At 35.3% G+C, this 19,072-nt stretch carries 22 protein-coding genes; 11 read left to right on the top strand and 11 right to left on the bottom strand.

Translation table 11 applies throughout. The features are described from left to right. The first annotated feature begins 107 nt into the window (after positions 1–107). The 8 genes from ACXAGJ_RS10195 (at position 108) to ACXAGJ_RS10160 (ending at position 7,259) form a co-directional block, all read left to right on the top strand. A complete protein-coding gene (locus tag ACXAGJ_RS10195) occupies positions 108–944 on the top strand; it encodes a universal stress protein (protein WP_474839474.1) in 837 nt (278 codons plus the stop codon). A gap of 13 nt (positions 945–957) precedes the next feature. Continuing rightward, positions 958–2,391 (top strand): cardiolipin synthase, encoded by a 1,434-nt coding sequence (cls, locus tag ACXAGJ_RS10190; protein ID WP_474839472.1) that lies wholly within the window; start codon positions 958–960, stop codon positions 2,389–2,391. 11 nt (positions 2,392–2,402) lie between these two features. Continuing rightward, complete coding sequence (locus tag ACXAGJ_RS10185; protein ID WP_474839470.1) at positions 2,403–3,173, top strand: patatin-like phospholipase family protein; 771 nt, start codon at positions 2,403–2,405, stop codon at positions 3,171–3,173. A gap of 2 nt (positions 3,174–3,175) precedes the next feature. After that, positions 3,176–3,808: a Crp/Fnr family transcriptional regulator gene (locus tag ACXAGJ_RS10180; RefSeq protein ID WP_474839468.1), complete on the top strand. Its 633-nt coding sequence runs from the start codon at positions 3,176–3,178 to the stop codon at positions 3,806–3,808. Positions 3,809–3,872: 64 nt separating this feature from the next. Further along, complete coding sequence (locus ACXAGJ_RS10175) at positions 3,873–4,670, top strand: sulfite exporter TauE/SafE family protein (protein ID WP_474839466.1); 798 nt, start codon at positions 3,873–3,875, stop codon at positions 4,668–4,670. A gap of 119 nt (positions 4,671–4,789) precedes the next feature. Next, positions 4,790–6,202 carry an MBL fold metallo-hydrolase gene (locus ACXAGJ_RS10170; RefSeq protein ID WP_474839464.1) on the top strand — a complete coding sequence of 471 codons (1,413 nt, stop codon included), beginning with the start codon at positions 4,790–4,792 and terminating at the stop codon, positions 6,200–6,202. An 81-nt stretch (positions 6,203–6,283) separates the two neighbouring features. Continuing rightward, positions 6,284–6,841 carry a YeeE/YedE family protein gene (locus tag ACXAGJ_RS10165; protein WP_474839462.1) on the top strand — a complete coding sequence of 186 codons (558 nt, stop codon included), beginning with the start codon at positions 6,284–6,286 and terminating at the stop codon, positions 6,839–6,841. 4 nt (positions 6,842–6,845) lie between these two features. Next, complete coding sequence (locus ACXAGJ_RS10160) at positions 6,846–7,259, top strand: DUF6691 family protein (protein ID WP_474839460.1); 414 nt, start codon at positions 6,846–6,848, stop codon at positions 7,257–7,259. On the opposite strand, the gene ACXAGJ_RS10155 is transcribed toward ACXAGJ_RS10160, so the two are convergent. The 11 genes from ACXAGJ_RS10155 to ACXAGJ_RS10105 form a co-directional block, all read right to left on the bottom strand. Then, positions 7,248–8,252 (bottom strand): 2-hydroxyacid dehydrogenase, encoded by a 1,005-nt coding sequence (locus tag ACXAGJ_RS10155; protein ID WP_474839458.1) that lies wholly within the window; start codon positions 8,250–8,252, stop codon positions 7,248–7,250. The genes ACXAGJ_RS10160 and ACXAGJ_RS10155 overlap by 12 nt on opposite strands. Beyond that, entirely contained in the window at positions 8,233–8,901 is a 669-nt protein-coding gene (locus ACXAGJ_RS10150; protein ID WP_474839456.1) for a hypothetical protein, read from the bottom strand. Before ACXAGJ_RS10150 ends, ACXAGJ_RS10155 begins: the two co-directional genes overlap by 20 nt. After that, a complete protein-coding gene (locus tag ACXAGJ_RS10145) occupies positions 8,894–9,412 on the bottom strand; it encodes a hypothetical protein (RefSeq protein ID WP_474839454.1) in 519 nt (172 codons plus the stop codon). The genes ACXAGJ_RS10150 and ACXAGJ_RS10145 overlap by 8 nt, the downstream gene beginning before the upstream one ends. Before the next feature lie 64 nt (positions 9,413–9,476). After that, positions 9,477–9,920, bottom strand: coding sequence for an Hsp20/alpha crystallin family protein (locus tag ACXAGJ_RS10140; RefSeq protein WP_474839452.1), 444 nt, complete (start codon positions 9,918–9,920; stop codon positions 9,477–9,479). Positions 9,921–10,017: 97 nt separating this feature from the next. Beyond that, entirely contained in the window at positions 10,018–10,431 is a 414-nt protein-coding gene (locus ACXAGJ_RS10135; RefSeq protein WP_474839450.1) for a hypothetical protein, read from the bottom strand. A gap of 114 nt (positions 10,432–10,545) precedes the next feature. After that, positions 10,546–11,148, bottom strand: coding sequence for a matrixin family metalloprotease (locus ACXAGJ_RS10130; protein ID WP_474839448.1), 603 nt, complete (start codon positions 11,146–11,148; stop codon positions 10,546–10,548). A gap of 454 nt (positions 11,149–11,602) precedes the next feature. Then, on the bottom strand, positions 11,603–12,016 hold the full coding sequence (locus tag ACXAGJ_RS10125) for a hypothetical protein (RefSeq protein ID WP_474839446.1): 414 nt from the start codon (positions 12,014–12,016) through the stop codon (positions 11,603–11,605). A gap of 15 nt (positions 12,017–12,031) precedes the next feature. Beyond that, positions 12,032–12,877, bottom strand: a complete 846-nt coding sequence (locus ACXAGJ_RS10120; RefSeq protein ID WP_474839444.1) for a universal stress protein — start codon at positions 12,875–12,877, stop codon at positions 12,032–12,034. Between the two features lie 67 nt (positions 12,878–12,944). Then, positions 12,945–13,793, bottom strand: a complete 849-nt coding sequence (locus ACXAGJ_RS10115; protein WP_474839442.1) for a universal stress protein — start codon at positions 13,791–13,793, stop codon at positions 12,945–12,947. A 67-nt stretch (positions 13,794–13,860) separates the two neighbouring features. Further along, the gene (locus tag ACXAGJ_RS10110; protein WP_474839440.1) at positions 13,861–14,709 is read right to left on the bottom strand and encodes a universal stress protein; all 849 of its coding nucleotides are present in this window, start codon (positions 14,707–14,709) and stop codon (positions 13,861–13,863) included. Between the two features lie 11 nt (positions 14,710–14,720). Then, positions 14,721–15,569, bottom strand: a complete 849-nt coding sequence (locus ACXAGJ_RS10105) for a universal stress protein (protein ID WP_474839438.1) — start codon at positions 15,567–15,569, stop codon at positions 14,721–14,723. Between the two features lie 145 nt (positions 15,570–15,714). Here ACXAGJ_RS10105 and ACXAGJ_RS10100 point away from each other — a divergent pair, with 145 nt between their 5' ends. The 3 genes from ACXAGJ_RS10100 (at position 15,715) to pdxH (ending at position 19,038) form a co-directional block, all read left to right on the top strand. Beyond that, positions 15,715–15,939 (top strand): hypothetical protein, encoded by a 225-nt coding sequence (locus tag ACXAGJ_RS10100; protein ID WP_474839436.1) that lies wholly within the window; start codon positions 15,715–15,717, stop codon positions 15,937–15,939. 92 nt (positions 15,940–16,031) lie between these two features. Continuing rightward, positions 16,032–18,425 carry a heavy metal translocating P-type ATPase gene (locus tag ACXAGJ_RS10095; RefSeq protein WP_474839434.1) on the top strand — a complete coding sequence of 798 codons (2,394 nt, stop codon included), beginning with the start codon at positions 16,032–16,034 and terminating at the stop codon, positions 18,423–18,425. Further along, entirely contained in the window at positions 18,418–19,038 is a 621-nt protein-coding gene (gene pdxH / locus ACXAGJ_RS10090; RefSeq protein ID WP_474839432.1) for a pyridoxamine 5'-phosphate oxidase, read from the top strand. The genes ACXAGJ_RS10095 and pdxH overlap by 8 nt, the downstream gene beginning before the upstream one ends. The last annotated feature ends 34 nt before the right edge of the window (positions 19,039–19,072 follow it).

Genomic DNA, 19,072 nt, shown 5'->3' with positions numbered 1-19,072 from the left:
CAAGTTTAATATAATATTAAGAATTCTACCCCAGCTCCTAGTATGACTAATATCATTTTTATTGAATCCCATTGGGTATATCTTTATTCTCATAAAATAGGATGATCATGAAAAATATTTTGCTTCCCACCGATTTCTCAGATAATTCCAAAAATGCTATTGCCTATGCCTTGCAATTCTTCAAAAATGAGGCGTGCACGTTTTATATTCTTCATGTTCAAAAAGCATCTACCTATACCACAGATGATTTAATGGCAGCTCCTGCAAATACATCTATACATCAATCTGTAGTGGGAGGCACCAAAGAGAAACTTGAGAAACTATCACAACAGCTAGAATCAGAATATTCAGAAGAAAATTACACATTTCATACCATTACCGATTACGACATCTTTACCGATGCCATCAAACAGGTTATAAAAACCAAAGCAATAGATCTTATCGTTATGGGCACAAATGGCGCTACCGGAGCCAAAGAGGTGGTTTTTGGCAGTAATACCATTAATGTAATCCGAAAAGTAGATTGCCCTCTACTTGCCATCCCCGAGGGATTCTCTTTTACTCCCTTACAGAGTGTATTGTTTACCATTGATTTTTCTGAGAACTTTACTACAAAAGGCATAGAACCTTTGGTTCATCTTCTCGAAAAGCATAAAGCTATTTTACGAATACTGAAAATTAAAGAAGATGATACGGTGACCAAAGCTGAGTTTGATGATAAAAATCGAATGAGTACATTTTTTAAAGAAATTAATCATACCTTTCATTCTATCATAGCGGTCCCAACGGCTTTAGCCATAAATAGTTTTGTGCAAATTATGGATGTTGACATGACAGCTATGTATATTAAACAAGATACCTTTATAGATCGATTTTTTAAAGGATCTAAGATGTCAAAAATAAGTTATGGCACCAGAGTTCCTTTATTGATCATGCATATGTAAACCCTGCTAAAACGTGAATCAACCGATCATATTCACCATTTTATCTGTTACGTATATCCTGGTAGGGGTATTTATTATAGTACGGTTACTTTTAAATGGTATGAGGCCCACCAAAACTCTTGCTTGGATGCTTGCCATTTTTACGATTCCTGTGGGAGGTATCCTCTTGTATTTAATGCTGGGTAGAAATCGCAGAAAAAATAAACTTTTCAAATTAAAACGTACGCCAAAAGTTAATGCATATATCCAAAGGGCATTACAACACTACGTTCCCATTTCTAAGCAAGAATATAAGGAACATCAAAAGTTAATCTCATTAATTACCCAAAACTCGTATTTCGCCCCCAGTTCTGGAAACCAATTAACTTTACTAAAAAATGGAGAGCCTACATTTAGCGCAATTTTTGAAGCCCTAAAAAATGCTAAGCATTTTATTCATCTGGAGTATTACATTTTCGAAGAAGGGGAATTGACAAAAGAGCTATTTCAGCTTTTTTCTGAAAAAGTGAAAAGTGGAGTCCAAATTCGAATCATTTATGATGGTATTGGCAGTCGATCGTTAAGCAAAAAATACATCAAAAAACTCAACGAAATAGGAGTAGAAACAAGTCGATTTCTTCCTATTCGATTCGGTAAACTTTTGAATTCTATAAACTATAGAAACCATCGTAAAATTATTGTTGTCGATGATGAAATCGCCTTTACCGGAGGTATTAATGTCTCTGACAAATATGTAAAAGGAGATCCTAATCTTGGGGTGTGGCATGATACACATTTACAAATCCAAGGACCAGTGGTACATAGTCTACAAACCATATTTGCAATGGATTGGTTTTTAATAACTGAAGACGAAGATATTTTGGATACGGCTTACTTTGCGCCAGATCAAAAAACAGGAGAAGCCACTGTACAAATTGTTCACTCTGGACCGGATTCGGATTTCTCGGCTGCCAGACAGCTTTTTTTCTCTATGATCAATGAAGCAAAAGACTATGTGTATATCACCAATCCTTATATCATTCCGGGAGAAAGTATTTTAGAATCCCTAAAAGTAGCTTCTTTGAGCGGTGTAGATGTGCGGTTGTTACTCTCCAAAAAATCAGATAACCCAATTGTAAAATGGTGTGTACGATCTTATTTTGAAGATCTGCTTCAAGCGGGAGTAAAAATATATTTATTCCCAGAAGGTTTTGTACACAGTAAGACGATCGTTGCCGACGATACTGTTTCTTCGATAGGAACTACGAATCTTGATATCCGAAGTTTTGAACAGAATTACGAGGTGAATGCCGTGGTTTATGAAGATTCGTTTTCTATTGCCTTAAAAAATGATTTTTTACAGGATTGTAATCATAGCATTGAACTAAAGTATGATACCTTTGTAAAAAGACCTTGGCATCACAAATTAAAAGAAGGAGTAGCTAAAATTTTTAGCCCTGTACTATAACACAATATGCTATGAAAGAGTCAAAAAACATAGGACTAGTTTTATCGGGAGGAGGATTTAAAGGAGTAGCCCATATTGGTGCCATACAAGCTATAGAAGAAGCCGGAATTGCTATCAAATACATTTCAGGATCCAGTGCTGGGGCTCTTGTTGGTGCCATGTATGCTGCAGGGCATTCTCCCGAAGTGATCAAACGTTTTTTTCAAAGAACCTCTTTGTTCAATTTCAATAGATTTACCCGCAAAAAAGCTGGTTTTCTGGATTCAGAGAAGTTCTATCATGATCTCATTTCCTTTTTCCCAGAAAATACATTCGAGTCATTGCAAAAAAATATGTTTGTCACTACTACCAACCTGGTAGAGGGAGTAACCGAGGTATTTAGCAGCGGGCAACTCATTAAACCCTTATTAGCTTCGGCAGCTTTCCCGGGAGTGTTTACTCCTGTGATGATTGGTGATCAGCTGTATGCAGATGGTGGAATTTTGGATAATTTCCCGGTAGCGCCGCTACAGCAAAATTGTGACTTTATTATTGGAGTGGATGTTTCCCCTATCAAGAAACCAAAGATTTCAGATTTTAAACACTCCTATAATGTTATGCAAAGGGCCTATTATTTAAGAGCCGTACCTAATTCTGAAACCAGATTTTCACAATGCGATATGATCATACAAGCCAAAGCATTAGCCAATTATGGTCTTTTTAATAGCAATAACCTGGATAAAGTATATGATCTGGGATATAATGAAGCGAAAGCAAAAATCGAACAATTTCTAAGCAGCTAACAATGATTAACGGATTACAGCAAAACTATGGTGATTTTTTTGAATCAGCACTTTTAAAAGAAATCACAAACGTTGGCACTTTTAAAGAAGTATCAGAAGGGGATGAACTTATTAGGGCAGGTAGTTATATCAAATCCATGCCATTGATCATTAATGGTGCTATTAAAATCCTAAGGCAAGACACTGAAGGTGATGAATTACTACTATATTTCCTGGAACGAGGCGATACTTGCGCAATGACATTATCTTGTTGTTTGGGGCATCATAAAAGTGAAATTAAGGCGATTGCCGAAACTGATGCTTCATTGGTAATGATTCCTGTAGAAAAAATGGAAGAATGGACTACCAGGTACAAATCCTGGCGAAACTTTGTTTTTGATAGTTATCACAAAAGGTTAATTGAAGCCATAGAAACCATCGACAGCATTGCCTTTTTAAAAATGGATGATCGTTTGTTGAAATACCTACACGACAAATCCAAAGTAACCAGTGATAATGTATTAAAAAATACACATCAGGAAATTGCCTATGATCTTCATACATCTAGGGTAGTCATCTCCAGACTTCTTAAAAAGCTTGAAACCAAAGGAAAAGTAAAACTCAACAGAAACAGTATTGAAGTAATAGATCTTTGATGGTTCGGTAACAAATGTTACTGTAGTCCCCTTTTGCTCAAGTTATTTTTGCTGAAAAAATGTAATGGAAATAACTGAAGTTATTGGGTTTATTGCAGCATTAATTATAGGTATTGTATTAGGTTTAATCGGTGGAGGAGGTTCCATCCTTACCGTACCCGTATTAGTATACATATTACATATTAACCCTATAACGGCAACAGCATATTCTTTGTTTGTTGTAGGAGTTTCATCCAGCGCGGGTGTTATTCAAAATCTAAAAAAAGGATTAATCGACTTTCAAACCGCCTTAATATTTGCGATACCGTCCCTTTTAGCAGTATATGGCACCCGAAGATATATAGTGCCTGCAATTCCCAACCAATTAATAAGCTACAAGAACATAATCATCACCAAGGAAATTGGACTGATGATCTTTTTTGCTCTTATCATGTTTATAGCATCAATATCCATGATTAGGAATGATAAAAGGAAAACAAAACCTCTCGTAAAATCCAACACATCATATACCTTGATCTTTATAGAAGGTATTGTGGTAGGGATTTTAACTGGGTTGGTTGGTGCCGGTGGTGGTTTTTTAATTATCCCGGCTTTGGTACTTATGGCAAAGTTACCCATGAAAAAAGCGGTAGCAACATCCCTGCTCATTATCGCCATAAAATCCCTTATCGGTTTTCTGGGCGATGTAGAAAATTTAGAAATCGAATGGCATTTTTTATTGCCATTTACTCTTGTTGCCGTTTTAGGTATATTTTTGGGCACTTATTTTACCCGATATATCGAAGGAAAAAAACTTGAAAAAGGATTTGGATGGTTTGTTTTGCTAATGAGTATCTACATCCTCCTCAAAGAAGTTACCTAAAAAAAGCTTTGTAACAATAGTTACTGATTTCAAATAATAATTGGCTTATTTTTGCATAATACTCAATCAATAAACTATATTTCCATCCTGAGATGGATTATATTCAAAAGAAGAACAAAATGACGATAGAACAAATATATACAGGATGTTTGGCCCAGGGGGCATATTATATAGAAAGTAATGGTGAAGTTGCTATTATTGATCCTTTGAGAGAGGTAAAACCTTATATTGAAAAGGCGAATGAAAATAACGCTAAAATAAAATACATTTTTGAAACGCATTTTCATGCGGATTTCGTTAGCGGACACCTCACATTAGCAAAAGAAACAGGAGCCGAAATTATCTATGGCCCGCTAGCCAACCCATCTTTTGAGGCTACAATCGCCAAAGACAATCAAGAGTTTCAACTTGGGGATATTACCATAATAGCATTGCATACTCCTGGACATACCATAGAAAGCACCACTTACCTCTTAAGAGATCCAAACGGAAAGGATCATGCGATATTTAGTGGAGATACCTTGTTTCTTGGAGATGTAGGTCGCCCAGATCTGGCGCAAAAGGCAGCAAATATGACCCAAGAGCAACTTGCAGAAACCTTGTATGATAGCTTGCGGAATAAGATCATGCCTCTGGCAGACGATGTTATTGTATATCCCGCTCATGGTGCTGGTTCTGCCTGTGGTAAAAATATGATGAAAGAGACTGTGGATACCCTAGGCAATCAGAAAAAAATGAATTATGCATTGCGTGCAGATATGACCAAAGCAGAATTTGTAAAAGAAGTTACCGAAGGTTTATTACCTCCTCCATTGTACTTCCCGCTGAATGTAAAAATGAATAAAGAAGGGTATAAGGATATCGATGAAGTAATAGAACAAGGCGCCAGACCATTGTCCGCTTCAGCTTTTGAAGCTTTGGCTAACGAAACAGGTGCGGTGGTACTAGATGTAAGACATCAAAATGAATATGTACAAGGACACGTCCCAAGGTCTATTTTTATTGGTATCGACGGAGGCTTTGCACCGTGGGTAGGAGCCTTAATTGCCGATGTACAACAGCCCATTTTATTAGTAGCTCCAGAAGGGCGCGTTGAAGAAACCATTACGCGTTTATCTCGTGTTGGTTTTGATAATACCCTGGGGTATCTTGAAGGCGGATTCGAAGCCTGGAAAAAGGCCAATAAAGAGTTTGATACCATCACTTCTATCCCGGCTTCTGCATTTAAAGAAGTACTAGATAAAGACGAAATCCCGGTCTTTGACGTAAGAAAGGAAAGTGAATTTGTAGCAGAACATATAGACAAGGCTAAAAACTCTCCTTTGGATTATTTGAATGACTACCTACAGGATTTTCCTGAAAAAGAAACATTTTACATACACTGCGCTGGTGGATATCGTTCGGTTATAGCTGCTTCAATATTGAAGAGTAGAGGTATTCATAACCTAGTTGATATTGCAGGAGGTTTTAAGGATATAAAAGGTGTAGGTATTGCTACCACGGACTACGTTTGCCCTACTACACTCAAATAATTTGAACATAGACCCTTTGTAACATTTGTTACTGATATCCCTTTTAAATTTCGATTTCTTTGTTTTCAAAAAATAGAAATCATGCATTGGATATTAGAACCTTGGCCTTGGTATGTTTCAGGGCCACTACTCACACTGGTAATGTTCTTGTTAATTATGACAGGCAACAGGTTTGGAATGTCTTCAAACTTAAGAACATTGTGTACCATTTGTGGTGCAGGTAAAACTTCTGATTTTTTTAGATTTGATTGGAAAGCACAAAAATGGAACCTTATCGTAGTATTAGGAGTGATTATTGGTGGATATTTGGGTTCTAATTTCTTATCCACAGATCATGCAGTACAACTTAGCGAAACTGTGGTTTTAGACCTTAAACAAAAAGGTATAGACAGTGCTGGTAAGGTCTATATGCCCCATGAACTGTTTTCAAATGATATTCTTACCGATCCCAAAATACTCTCTCTACTGGTAATAGGGGGTATACTAGTGGGCTTTGGTGCTCGCTATGCAGGAGGATGTACTTCGGGACATGCCATCTCGGGATTAAGTAATTTACAAATACCATCGCTAATCGCGGTCATTGGTTTTTTTATTGGTGGGCTAATTATGGTTCATCTTATTTTTCCTTTAATTTTTTAACAGTATGCATTCAATTATATATTTAGTGATTGGTATCTTGTTTGGTATCGTTTTGATCAAGTCAGAAGCGGCATCTTGGTTCAGGATCTATGAGATGTTCCAGTTTGGATCTTTTCATATGTATGGTATTATTGGTAGTGCTGTTTTGCTAGGGATACTTTCAATTCAATTTCTTAAAAAATATAATGTAAAATCCTTTTACGGAGCTCCAATCCATGTAGTTCCCAAAGAAAAAGGGATAAAGCGTTACGTTTTAGGGGGGATTATTTTTGGTTTTGGATGGGCCCTTGCGGGAGCTTGCCCTGGCCCTATGTTTGTTTTATTGGGAGCTGGATATTTACCTATGGTAATTGTGATTGCTTCTGCTATTTTAGGTACTTTCTTGTATGGTGTTCTAAAGAACCGACTACCCCACTAGTTCTACGGTAAGCTCATTTTCTGGAGTTTTATTTTCTACCCAACTATTGATATTGTAAAACGTAGTTTCGGCAATGCTGGTTAATGCTTCATGTGTAGCAAAAGCTTGATGCGGTGTTATCAACACATTCGGAAAACTTAATAGTTTTTGTAGCAATTCATCTTTGGAGGCATTTTGAGAGTGGTCGTAAAAAAACAATCCATTTTCGAACTCATACACGTCTGCTCCGTAGGCCTTCAGTCTTTTTGCACTCAAGGCTTCGATAAGTTCTTTGGTATGGACCACTGCTCCCCTGGCCACGTTGATCAAAACCACCTCTCTTTTCATTTGTTCTATCGCCTTTTTATCAATCAAATAATGGGTCTGGCTGGTAAGTGGAGTACTTAAAAAAATCATATCACTATGGTGATACACTTGTTCGAGGTCAAGATATTCTACATTGAATTGCTCTGCAAAATCTAAATCCTTATTGGGATCGAATGCGATAATCTGGCATCCAAAGCCATTCATAATCTTGGCAATCGTTTTTCCTATTCGTCCCATACCTATAATCCCTACTGTTTTTTGATAAAGATCAAACCCCACCAGGTTACTCAAAGAAAAATTAAAGTTCTGTACCTGTGTATTAGAAAGTATCAGTTTCCGATTTAAAGCTAACGATAATCCTACTGCATGTTCTGCAATAGCGTATGGCGAATATCCCGCGGCATTAGCCACTTTCATTCCGATTTTTTTGGCCTTGGCCAGATTTACATTGTCGTATCCCGTGGATCGTAAGGCAATAAATTTTATCCCAAAATCCTTTAATAACCCCAATACTTTGGAAGAAGCATCATCTGCCGAAAAAATCGATATTGCATCAAAACCTAATGCTAGTATCGCTGTTTGATCGGTAAGGCGATCAGGGATATATTTAACCTGATGTACCTCGTTGTTCGCTTTTTCCAAAAAAGGAATCTCAAAATCCTTGGCACTATAAATCAAAATCTTCATCGATAAATTCTTCTATAATTAATAATTGCTGTGCTTTTAATGCCCAAATCACCACTTTTACATAATCGCCTACTGCTTTTCTGGTATTGTCGGGCTCAGTTACATCTATTGATCCTTTCCAGATCAATTCTTTGGCTTTGTCCGGACATATACAATACAAAGACGACTCTGCATGAAAAATCTGGTACTCTTCGTAATATTCTTGATCATGAAAGATCTCCTGATTGTCGAAATAGTCATCCCTGAAGTTATTGAAGGTTCTATCCAAATTTCGATATGCTTTTACTACAGTAACCTTGTCTTCAACTCCTACTACTTTTGATAACAAAATAGCATCAAAACCCTGTTCGATCAATTGAGATTCCAAACCCATAATTTCAGCTTCAGTCTTTGGAGAAGTAGTAAAGTTTTTTTCAAAAAAATCAATACTTTTTACTCCATTTACACCATTTCTCCCTAGTTCTGAAACCAATTTCCTTTCAAAAAACTTACGGTTATCTTCATTTGATGTAATCCCGATCACCAATACTTTTTGAGCTTCAAAAGTTTCTATATCTGGATTTTTCCAGTTCTCGACCAGCTCACTTGAGGAACATCCACTTAATAAAATGACTAACAATAGTAATATATAGTGTTCAAACTTATTCATGTCTTGAAGGTTTATGTATGATTTGATTTAATTGATTTACCACGATATCCGTGTATTGATGTGTTTTTTCTATAATGGATTCTCCCGAGATCACATCAACGTCTTTCAATGTGATATGACTACTTCCAACGGTAGACAGAATGATCAATTTATCCAATTCGTTTGGGTGATCCTTTATAAACCGCTTAACATTTCGCGGAGGGCTTCCATACTCCCAGGAGTTGATAATGACCAAGGCATCCCATTTGTTAATATTAACAGTAAATAAGGTATAGACATCGATTACTTTAAAATAAATAGTATCCTTATCATAGTGTCTTATGATTCCTTGTACCAAAGAATCTTTAAATGGACTTCCTTGAGAAGCCACCAATACTTTTGTGTTATTTTTGGGGCTATTCACTTCAAAGGGGATTACCGTATCCATGCTGTAGGTATACTCATACCATACCCAAAATCCAGCAAAACCAATCAAAATCACAATAGCAATAATTTTTAGATATAGTTTCATTCTGGATTTGGTTTTAGCTTGCTAAAAAGGCAGAAAAAACTCCTCTTTCCTGCCTCTTTACTTTTTAATTAATATCAATTACCTTTTTGGCAGATTCTTTTGTATCTTCTTTTTTCTTTAAGAGAAGTTTTAAAATTCCATCTTCGTAAGTAGCCTTTATTTTTTCGTCCTGATTAACTGTTGAAGGTAATTGTAATTTTCTATCAAAGGAGTTGTAGCTAAACTCTTTACGTGTGTAATTTTCATTTTCTTCTACTTCCTCTCTTTTTTGTTTGGCGCAAATATGAAGTACATCGTTTTCCATAGTGACTTCGATATCTTTTTTAGAAAACCCAGGAACCGCCAATTCGATTTCGAAATCGTCCTTGTTTTCTTTTACATTCATAGCCGGAAGATTTCTTTCTCGAATAAAAAAATCATCGGCAAAAAAATCATCGGTGTCCAACCAAGTTGGCACTTTGTCATTAAACCAGGGGAATCGGTTTTTGTTAAATTTAATTAGTGACATAACATTTGGTTTTTTTAGAGTTATTAAATGATTTACCTCAAAACTAGTGGTATACGGTATCGTAAAAAATGATATTTATCAGATTACATTTATTACATTAATTTTTCCTACGTTTCAATATGTTTGCTGCGTAGGCAAAGACATCCGCTTTTAACTTTCTAAAATTTTTATAGAATTTTTCGAAGGTTACATTCATGAGCTCATGTTCTTGATAATAAGAATGATCCTCGGCAATAGTGTCGCATTCTAATATTCCTCCCAGCTCACTTTCGTGCTTTCTGATACTTTTCATAAGCTGGTCAGCTTCGACTACAATCTTACTGAGCTGTTCTTTGTACTCCTCTAATCTTTCAAAAAGATTCGGCGTATTAGGTTCGAATACATATGAATTCAGTAACTGTTGTATGAACTGGATTTCACCTTTTATAAACTCAAGGCTAGATTTCCATTCCAAGGTTACAAAATGTATATGCTTTAATTGTTTTTCGGTAATTTGTGTTATTGCACTCATCTTTCAAATTGGTTTTTATGTTCTCTACAATGTACTGATCATCACACCCTTAAAAAATGATATTTATCAGGATAGAATTATCGTTAACTATATTAAATCTCTATCTATAAGTGATCACTTCATTAGCTCTATTTTGGCTTTCATCTTCTCCACTTGATGCTTTGTAAACTCTTTACGAGAATTGGATTTTAAGTAGCACATGATATTATCTTTATTCGTAGAATGAGGTAATCCTAATGCATGTCCTATTTCATGTGGCGTGGTTGTATTAAAAATATTCTCATCGGTAACCAAAAGTCTCTTGTCGTATCCCATCCCGGCTATTGCATAAATATTAGATCTCCTAATTATAAACATCTTTAATTTCGTAGGGTCACAATAGGGTTTCGTTTCATTTAGAAAAACTCTTTCTTCTCCTCCTCGATTATCTCTGAAATCGTATAGTTCATCATTTTCGATAATCGTAATATCTCCCAATCGAATACCAATATCGTAATGATTAAAATACTTTGTGTTCAGGTCTTTTAATAGTTTATACTCATCAAACTTACATATGCCGTTCATTGTCTTTGCACTCTTTACATATATGATATCCAGAGTAACTTGATAATTGGCATCATAGTGGTAATATTCTTCTTCAAAAACTGGTATTTGGTCTTCTTCAACGGTACATGAAAATAGCACTATCGTAAAAACTAAAAAGTATAAATTTCTCATCTCATCGGGGTTTTAATAAAGCCAAAGGCTTTGGTTATACATACTGCAATTACACAGGTGACCTGTAGTCACTCCATCAACTAATCATAAACAAGGTTTCCGGACCACTCTCAAACTGATAAGAAGTAAGACTTATATAGTTCAAGACTAATACAATGGCTATCTTGTTTATTGATTTCAATTTTTAAATTCCCTGATATCTTCCTAGGATGGATATCTGCATTTTTAACTTTGCAAATACTTAATTAAGATTGTGGAAGAGAGATAAGCATAAAATGAATATTCACTGTTTTTGTGAAGTTGGTTTCAACATTTTGTTTTAAGATATTATCAATTTACAGTAAACATAGGTCAAAAAGAATGATAATTGTCATAATATCAATTACTTAACCAAAAAAGCAACTCTTCAACGAGTTGCTTTTTCATCTTTTTAATTGGATAAACTATCTCTATACTACACCTTTATTCTTTTAAAATGATCTCTAACCAAAGCCTTGGTTTGATTTTCTGTCATGCTATCTGCCTTAAAAACACCTTCTACCTTTACTGCGATATCCTTGTAGTTTTGATCTAGTTCTTTTTTAAATTTTTCGCCTGCTTCAGCAGGTCCGAAAATCACAACTTTATCCGCATCTTGTATAAAAGTTATTAGTGTTTCAAAGTAGGTTCTAAATTGATGCTTTTCTCGTTCGAGGTATTTTCTATCTTGTACTACATCTTGTGGCCCTCCTTTCATTCGAGTTCCAGATCCTCCATGGATCCGAAAATCTTCAATATTAGAAGGTATTTTATCTATATGCTCTTTTTGATCTTCTATGGTGATGATAAACGCTTTTTGCTTATCCATCCAAATGCCTATGTTTTTCATAATATATTGATTTGGTTATACGTCATGTAATGCTAATACGGGTACTCGAGAATGGTATCCTAAATTCTTTACCATGGGTTTGGAGAATATACTTCCAAAGAAGCTGTGCTTCCTGTTGATAAAAGTGACCATATCGCTATCTCTACTTTCTACAAAAGCACTAAGTCCTCCCTGTACATCTACATTGTGAAGTGTGTGAAAAGTATATTCTAAATTTTCAAAATTCTCTTCCAAAAGTCGTTTGTTATTTTGTTGATCCTCATCCAACCCGGCTGTATCTACGATATGTAATACTCTAATGACAGCTCCACTAATTTTGGCGATATCCATAAGATGTTGTAATTCTCGTCTTTTGAACGGGGTCTTGTAATCGGTAGGAAACACAATCTCCTTAGGTTTTTTGAAATCAGCTTCTTTTGGTATGGCCATTACCGGGCAATTCCGAATTTTCTCCATGATTAGTATGGTATTACTTCCATATACGATACTTGCAGCATCGGTATCACCCTTGGTGCCCATAACTACCAGTTCGATATCTTTTTTGGCAATCATATCCTTAATTCCCTCTAGTAAGCTATTGAACTGAGAAACGGTAAAGAATTGATGTTTTGGATTTTCATTCCTAAAAGAAAGTCCTTTTAGCATCTTAGCCAATCCCATTTCTGATTGTTTTTTTGCTTCTTCATAAAAACGTTCTCCTGGTTCTGGAACCATCATACTTTCTAATGCATAACCTGTAGCATTAAATGTATTGAGTATATAAAATTCACAAACTTCATCCTTATAAAGTTCTATCGCGTAGGTCATCGCATTCCATGCGTTTTTAGAAAAATCGGTTGGTAATAATATCTTCCTTTTCATTACTTTGTTTTTTAATGGTTTATGAAATAAATGTATAAGGAAACACGCCCAAAAACTATGATAATTGTCAGCTCTTCACCGGAATTACCAAGAAAGGAATGTCAATACGAAAGCCCATCTTTTTTACTACAGGCTCATGAGTTATACTTTCTGTAATGCTATGCGGATATCGCAACATGGTGAGCATATCAATATTCATTTCTTCGAGAAACATCTGAATAACTTCTGCCTTTTGGTTATCCTTTGCCAGCCAATGCATACTTAGTTCTACGCCTTCAAAAAGTGTTCTTAGAATTTTGAAATTTTGCTCCTGTTCTTCGTTCAATAATTCATTTTCATGAATGTGCAACACCTTTATCGAGGCCTTAAACATCTTGGCCATTGATATAATAGGTTGTAACTCTTCTTTGCTGTAAGATCGTCCAAACCCCGTAGCAAAAGCAATTTGTCTTGGTGATTTAAAATCAAGTTCATCAGGGACCAAGAGTATAGGGCATTGCTTGACATTTTGAATGGCCTTGACTGTGTTACTGCCAATAAAAATCTCTTTCAAACCACTGGCGCCTTTGGTTCCCATAACTATCAAATCGATCTCCTTACTCTGTACGGTCTTATTGATCGTTTCTGTCAAATCTTTGGAAACTGATATCGTTTCAAAAGTATGCTCAAAATCTTCGGTATCTCTTACTATGCAATGAAGGGTTTCGGTAAGTTTATCTTTGGATGTAGCGCTTAATTGTCGGTATAATGCATCTCCTTTACTAGTATCGATTCTGCTGGTTAATACAGGAGTATTAACATCAAAAGTGTTTAGAATAAAAAAGTGACAAGGTTCATTTTGAAAAAACCGGGTTGCATAGAACAGTGCACTATATGCATTATTAGAAAAATCTGTAGGAACTAATACTCTTCTCATGATGTTTGGTTTTTATGAATTATGACATAAAACTATACACCAAACCTGAAGAATACTATGACAATAATCAGTTATCCGCTGGGATTACCAAAAATGGGATTGTGGTATGAAACGTCATTTTTTTAATCACAGGTTCTCGAGTTAATCTTTCTATAAAACTATGCTTGTATTTGATCATCATCAACATATCAATCTCTAGCTCTTCTACAAATGCCTGAATTGCTTTTTTTATAGTTGAAAAATCTGAAATAACATGAAATTCATAGTTGATCTCTTTAAAATATTGTTCCAAAGAACTTGAATTGAACCGCTGCATATTCGATAATTTTGGGTCGTCATATACATGAATCATTCGTACGGTTGCATCCTGCGATTTTGCCAAATTCACTATAGGAACTATCTCTGATTTGAAATACACACGTTCAAAATCGGTTGCAAAAGCGATATTCGAAACCTCATTAAAAGAAGATTCTTCTGGCACAGCCAAAACCGGACAATTGTCAACACTCTTGATTACGTCTTGTGTATTGCTCCCCATGAAAAACTCTTTGGCTCCGGTAGCGCCTTTGGTTCCCATCACTATCAGATCTATATTTTCTCGTTTGATAATTTCTTTGATCTCGCTTGTCAACATACCAAAGATGGATAATCTTTCAAATTGATGTTTTGGATTATTAAACTCTGTTATAATACTTTCTTCAGTTTTGGCAATATTCTTTTTTGAATTTATCAAGGCTACCTCTTCCAAACCATAAGGAGTTGGATTTTCAATAAGAAAATCAGCACTATACGAAGCTGGGGTAAAGGTGTTTAACAAATAAAAAGTAGCACTATCTCCCTTAAATAAATGCATGGCATATCGTATGGCATTATATGCATTTTCTGAAAAATCCGTAGGTAACAAAATTCGTTTCATCTTTTCACATTTTAATATCGTTGCAAATTCTGCATGGTTAAAAAAGGGATCTTAATATGCAGCCCTATTTTATCTATTGTGGATTGATACAATATGTTTTCGAGATAAGAATGCCTGGAATTCACAAGGATTAAAAAATCAATTTTATGACTTTCTACAAAATTGTTGATGGCCTCGGTAAGCGTATCGGATGCAATCGTATGAGATTTAATGTCTGTATCGAACAAACATTCTTTCAGAAAGGCTTTGTTATCTTCTTGTCGTATCGAAATCTTTTCATGTTTAGAAACATGGAGTAGATGAATAGTAGACCTAAAGCTTTTGGTCAATGTACTCACCAATTTAAGCTCTCTTCTTTTATATGGTAAAAAATAATCCGTAGGGAACAATACATTTTTCGGTTGCTTCCATTTATACCCACTAGGTATAGCCAACACAGGGCATTTTACATATTTTAGTACCTGCAGTGTATTGCTTCCAAATGTGAGATTTTGGTCATTTCTTTTCCCTTTGGTACCCATGATCAAAACATCGATGTTCTCGCTATCTACGATAGCATTGGCTTCATCAATTAATGTCCCAAAAGCAGGAATTACTCTGTATTCGTGCCTGGGGTTTGGAGATATTTGATCAATAATTTTAAGGGTGTCTTTTAACTCTACGATACAACTATTCTTTACAATTTCTTTTAACTCCTCAAGAATTTCTCTCGAAACTAATGCATCATGATCATACACCTCATCGGCATAGGCATGCATGATATAGAAAATGCTTTTCTCGTACTTAAAAAGTTCTAATGCATACCGAATGGCATTCATTGCATTTTCTGAAAAATCGGTTGGAATAAGTATCTTTCTCATAGGTTCTACTATTTGATATCTTACGTTCAAAAGTAGATAAGCACATGATCAGAAAATATGATTTTTGTCAGTCTACACTTATGTTTTAGCGAATTCTTATGACAAACTGTTTCCAAAAAAGGGTATTTTGTAAATAAAAAGTGTTATGAAAATTTCAGCGATAGCTATGGTAGTACTCACCTCGATTATGCTCTTACTTGTTACTATTTTGGTGGTAATGAATATTCATTTTAGTTGGGTATTTTACCTCACTTGTTTAGGTCAAATCATGATCATTGTAATGGTTTATAAAGTACTTAGAGACAACTACACAACCGATAAAACTTTTAAAGATTTGTATGAGGATTACCCCATTGATAACCATCAGTAACATCCACTTATTTCCTGAAAAGGGCAAAACATGATAATTATCATATTCTTTTACCCTTAACTTATGCATTTTTGCAGCAAAACAGTGAGTTTATGACACAATCAACTTGTTTTCACTGTGGAAATAATTGCGATAAAACAGTTATCAACTTCGACCACAAAACCTTTTGCTGTAATGGCTGCAAAACTGTATATGAAATTTTTTCGAGTCATGATTTATCCGATTATTATGACTTACAATCTGCTCCAGGAGCGATTCCTAAAGAAATTGAAGGAAAATACGATTATCTCAATAATCCTGATATTGCTGAAAAGCTAATAGAATTTTCAGATCAGAATACTCAGATTATTACGCTCTACATCCCTCATATACATTGTAGCTCTTGTATCTGGATTTTAGAAAATCTACATAAATTGAAATCGGGAATTACTTCTTCTCAAGTGAATTTCCCTAAAAAAACAGTTAGAATCACCCTCAATTCAGAAAAAACAACACTCAAAGAAGTAGTGGTTTTAATGAATTCCATTGGATATGAACCATACATTAGTCTGGGCGATTATACGAGTACTCCAAAAAACAACAATCATCAATTACTGTACAAATTAGGAATCGCTGGGTTTGCATTCGGTAATGTGATGTTTTTATCATTTCCAGAATACTTTGAAGTATCAGAATACTGGTTAGAAAAGTACAAACACCTTTTTCGATGGTTGATGTTTGCCTTCTCTTTACCCGTTGTATTTTATGCCGCACAAGAGTATTTCATTTCAGCATACAAAGGCCTTCGAAGTAAACTACTAAATATAGATATCCCCATTGCATTAGGGATTCTTGTACTATTCATAAGAAGTTCTGTAGAAATCATATTTGATCTGGGAACGGGTTTTTTTGATAGCCTTACCGGGTTAGTTTTCTTTTTACTGGTCGGAAAATTTTTCCAACAAAAAACCTACTCATTTTTGTCTTTTGAAAGGGACTATAAATCGTATTTCCCTATTGCAGTGACCCGAGTATCCAAAAAAAATGACAAAGAAGAAAGTATTCAGGTTTATCATATTAAAAAAGGAGATCGTTTATTAATCCGGAACGAAGAATTAATCCCGGTTGATGGTATCCTTATCGAAGGGGATGCACAAATCGATTATAGTTTTGTTACCGGAGAAAGCGATCTGGTAACCAAACAATCCGGCGATAAACTTTTTGCAGGAGGAAAACAGCTGAATGGCGCCATATTGATTGAAGCCTTAAAATCTGTTGAGCAAAGTTATCTGACTCAATTATGGAGTAATGATGTTTTTAGTAAAAACAAAACATCATCCTTTACGAATCTTACAGATACCATTAGCAAATATTTTACGATCATTATTTTATGTATTGCTTTTATTGCAACCAGTTATTGGTTAATTGCGGATAGCTCAAAAGCGATGAACGTATTTACCGCAGTACTTATTATTGCTTGTCCCTGTGCACTAGCACTGGCCAGACCTTTTGCATTAGGAAACATGTTGAGGATTTTTGGGAAAAACCGTTTTTACCTAAAAAATGCAGATGTGATCGAACAATTATCAAAAGTCAATACTCTTATTTTTGATAAAACAGGTACCATTACCTCAAACAGGAAAAATAAAATCGAATACCATGGCAAACCACTTTCCCAAAAAGAGGAAGCCTTATTAAAAAGTACACTTCGCGCATCGAATCATCCGTTAAGTAGGTCGTTGTATCAAATTTTGGAAGATCATGATATTCTCACTTTGGATGAATATCAGGAGCATCTCGGTAAAGGTATTGAAGCTCGATCAGCCCAAGATAGTATTAAAATCGGTTCTCAAAATTTCATAAAAAATTCCAACGGAACTAATGCCTTGAATACTACGGTACATGTTAATGCCAATGATCAATACAAAGGACACTACGTTTTCTACAATCAATACAGAAAAGGGGTTAAAGAACTATTCGAGACCTTATCAAAAAACTATCGCCTATCCATTTTGTCGGGAGATAATGAGGGAGAAAAAAGGCATCTAGAACAGCTGTTACCTAAGAATACTAACTTACTCTTTAATCAAAAACCAGATGATAAACTCGAATATATCAAAAGCTTGCAAAACCATGATGCCAATGTAGTCATGATAGGTGATGGCCTCAACGATGCAGGAGCACTGGCACAAAGTGATGTTGGAATCGCAGTTTCTGAAAATGTAAACGTCTTTTCTCCTGCTTGCGATGCCATTTTGGATGCATCAGTCTTTGAAAACATCAATCATTATTTAACCATTTCCAAAAGGACAATGGGCATTATTAAATCCAGTTTCATACTATCTTTCTTCTATAATAGTATAGGATTGTATTTTGCGGTAACGGGTCAATTATCTCCTGTTATTGCGGCTATTTTAATGCCTTTAAGTTCTATTTCTGTGGTTGTTTATGTAACTGCACTCACTAATATCCTGAGTAAAAAAGTAAGCGTAAAAACAAATGAATGAAGCTACTGATCATAATCCTATGCAACACTTTCAACAGTGGTTTCATGAAGTAGACACTTCACATCCTGAAGAAGAGACTAATGCCATGCAATTAGCTACCATAGGCACGGATGAATTTCCAAAAAGTAGAATTGTTTTGCTCAAGAAATTTACCTGGGAAGGGTTTGTGTTTTTTACCAATTTCGAAAGCGAAAAAGGGAAATCTATTGCGCATCATAACAAAGTCGCCTTACTTTTTAATTGGTCGTCGGCAAATCGAGAGGTTTTTATTTCAGGAACTGCAGAAAAGATCGCTACTGATCTTGCCGAAGGGTATTTTGAATCCCGCCCAAAGGGAAGTCAGTTGGGAGCCTGGGCATCCAAACAAAGCACTGAGATTTCTTCGCGAAAAGTGCTGGATGAGCAACTAGAATTTTTTGAAAACAAATTTGAAAACGGTACTATTCCTATGCCAGAATATTGGGGAGGATATATCGTAAAACCCAGCAAGATGATATTTACTCAAAAGTATCCTACGGAAGCCTTTAGTAAAGTTACGTCATACACCCTAAGATCAGATTTTATTTGGAATAAGAACATTCATTTTAATACGCACACAAATGAAGCTTATTGAAAAGCTGTATGCTATTACTTTTTTGTATTTAAAT

The sequence above is a fragment of the Aquimarina sp. AWH4_224 genome (assembly GCF_056160245.1).
Note: the sequence above shows the minus strand (reverse complement) of the source record. Positions and strands in the feature narration are given on the sequence as shown.

Coding starts and splice junctions, on each gene's coding strand:
- ACXAGJ_RS10195 (WP_474839474.1), top strand. CDS start 108: ATGAAAAATATTTTGCTTCCCACCGATTTCTCAGATAATTCCAAAAAT.
- ACXAGJ_RS10185 (WP_474839470.1), top strand. CDS start 2,403: ATGAAAGAGTCAAAAAACATAGGACTAGTTTTATCGGGAGGAGGATTT.
- ACXAGJ_RS10180 (WP_474839468.1), top strand. CDS start 3,176: ATGATTAACGGATTACAGCAAAACTATGGTGATTTTTTTGAATCAGCA.
- ACXAGJ_RS10175 (WP_474839466.1), top strand. CDS start 3,873: ATGGAAATAACTGAAGTTATTGGGTTTATTGCAGCATTAATTATAGGT.
- ACXAGJ_RS10170 (WP_474839464.1), top strand. CDS start 4,790: ATGACGATAGAACAAATATATACAGGATGTTTGGCCCAGGGGGCATAT.
- ACXAGJ_RS10165 (WP_474839462.1), top strand. CDS start 6,284: ATGCATTGGATATTAGAACCTTGGCCTTGGTATGTTTCAGGGCCACTA.
- ACXAGJ_RS10160 (WP_474839460.1), top strand. CDS start 6,846: ATGCATTCAATTATATATTTAGTGATTGGTATCTTGTTTGGTATCGTT.
- ACXAGJ_RS10155 (WP_474839458.1), bottom strand. CDS start 8,252: ATGAAGATTTTGATTTATAGTGCCAAGGATTTTGAGATTCCTTTTTTG.
- ACXAGJ_RS10150 (WP_474839456.1), bottom strand. CDS start 8,901: ATGAATAAGTTTGAACACTATATATTACTATTGTTAGTCATTTTATTA.
- ACXAGJ_RS10145 (WP_474839454.1), bottom strand. CDS start 9,412: ATGAAACTATATCTAAAAATTATTGCTATTGTGATTTTGATTGGTTTT.
- ACXAGJ_RS10140 (WP_474839452.1), bottom strand. CDS start 9,920: ATGTCACTAATTAAATTTAACAAAAACCGATTCCCCTGGTTTAATGAC.
- ACXAGJ_RS10135 (WP_474839450.1), bottom strand. CDS start 10,431: ATGAGTGCAATAACACAAATTACCGAAAAACAATTAAAGCATATACAT.
- ACXAGJ_RS10130 (WP_474839448.1), bottom strand. CDS start 11,148: ATGAGAAATTTATACTTTTTAGTTTTTACGATAGTGCTATTTTCATGT.
- ACXAGJ_RS10125 (WP_474839446.1), bottom strand. CDS start 12,016: ATGAAAAACATAGGCATTTGGATGGATAAGCAAAAAGCGTTTATCATC.
- ACXAGJ_RS10120 (WP_474839444.1), bottom strand. CDS start 12,877: ATGAAAAGGAAGATATTATTACCAACCGATTTTTCTAAAAACGCATGG.
- ACXAGJ_RS10115 (WP_474839442.1), bottom strand. CDS start 13,793: ATGAGAAGAGTATTAGTTCCTACAGATTTTTCTAATAATGCATATAGT.
- ACXAGJ_RS10110 (WP_474839440.1), bottom strand. CDS start 14,709: ATGAAACGAATTTTGTTACCTACGGATTTTTCAGAAAATGCATATAAT.
- ACXAGJ_RS10105 (WP_474839438.1), bottom strand. CDS start 15,569: ATGAGAAAGATACTTATTCCAACCGATTTTTCAGAAAATGCAATGAAT.
- ACXAGJ_RS10100 (WP_474839436.1), top strand. CDS start 15,715: ATGAAAATTTCAGCGATAGCTATGGTAGTACTCACCTCGATTATGCTC.
- ACXAGJ_RS10095 (WP_474839434.1), top strand. CDS start 16,032: ATGACACAATCAACTTGTTTTCACTGTGGAAATAATTGCGATAAAACA.
- pdxH (WP_474839432.1), top strand. CDS start 18,418: ATGAATGAAGCTACTGATCATAATCCTATGCAACACTTTCAACAGTGG.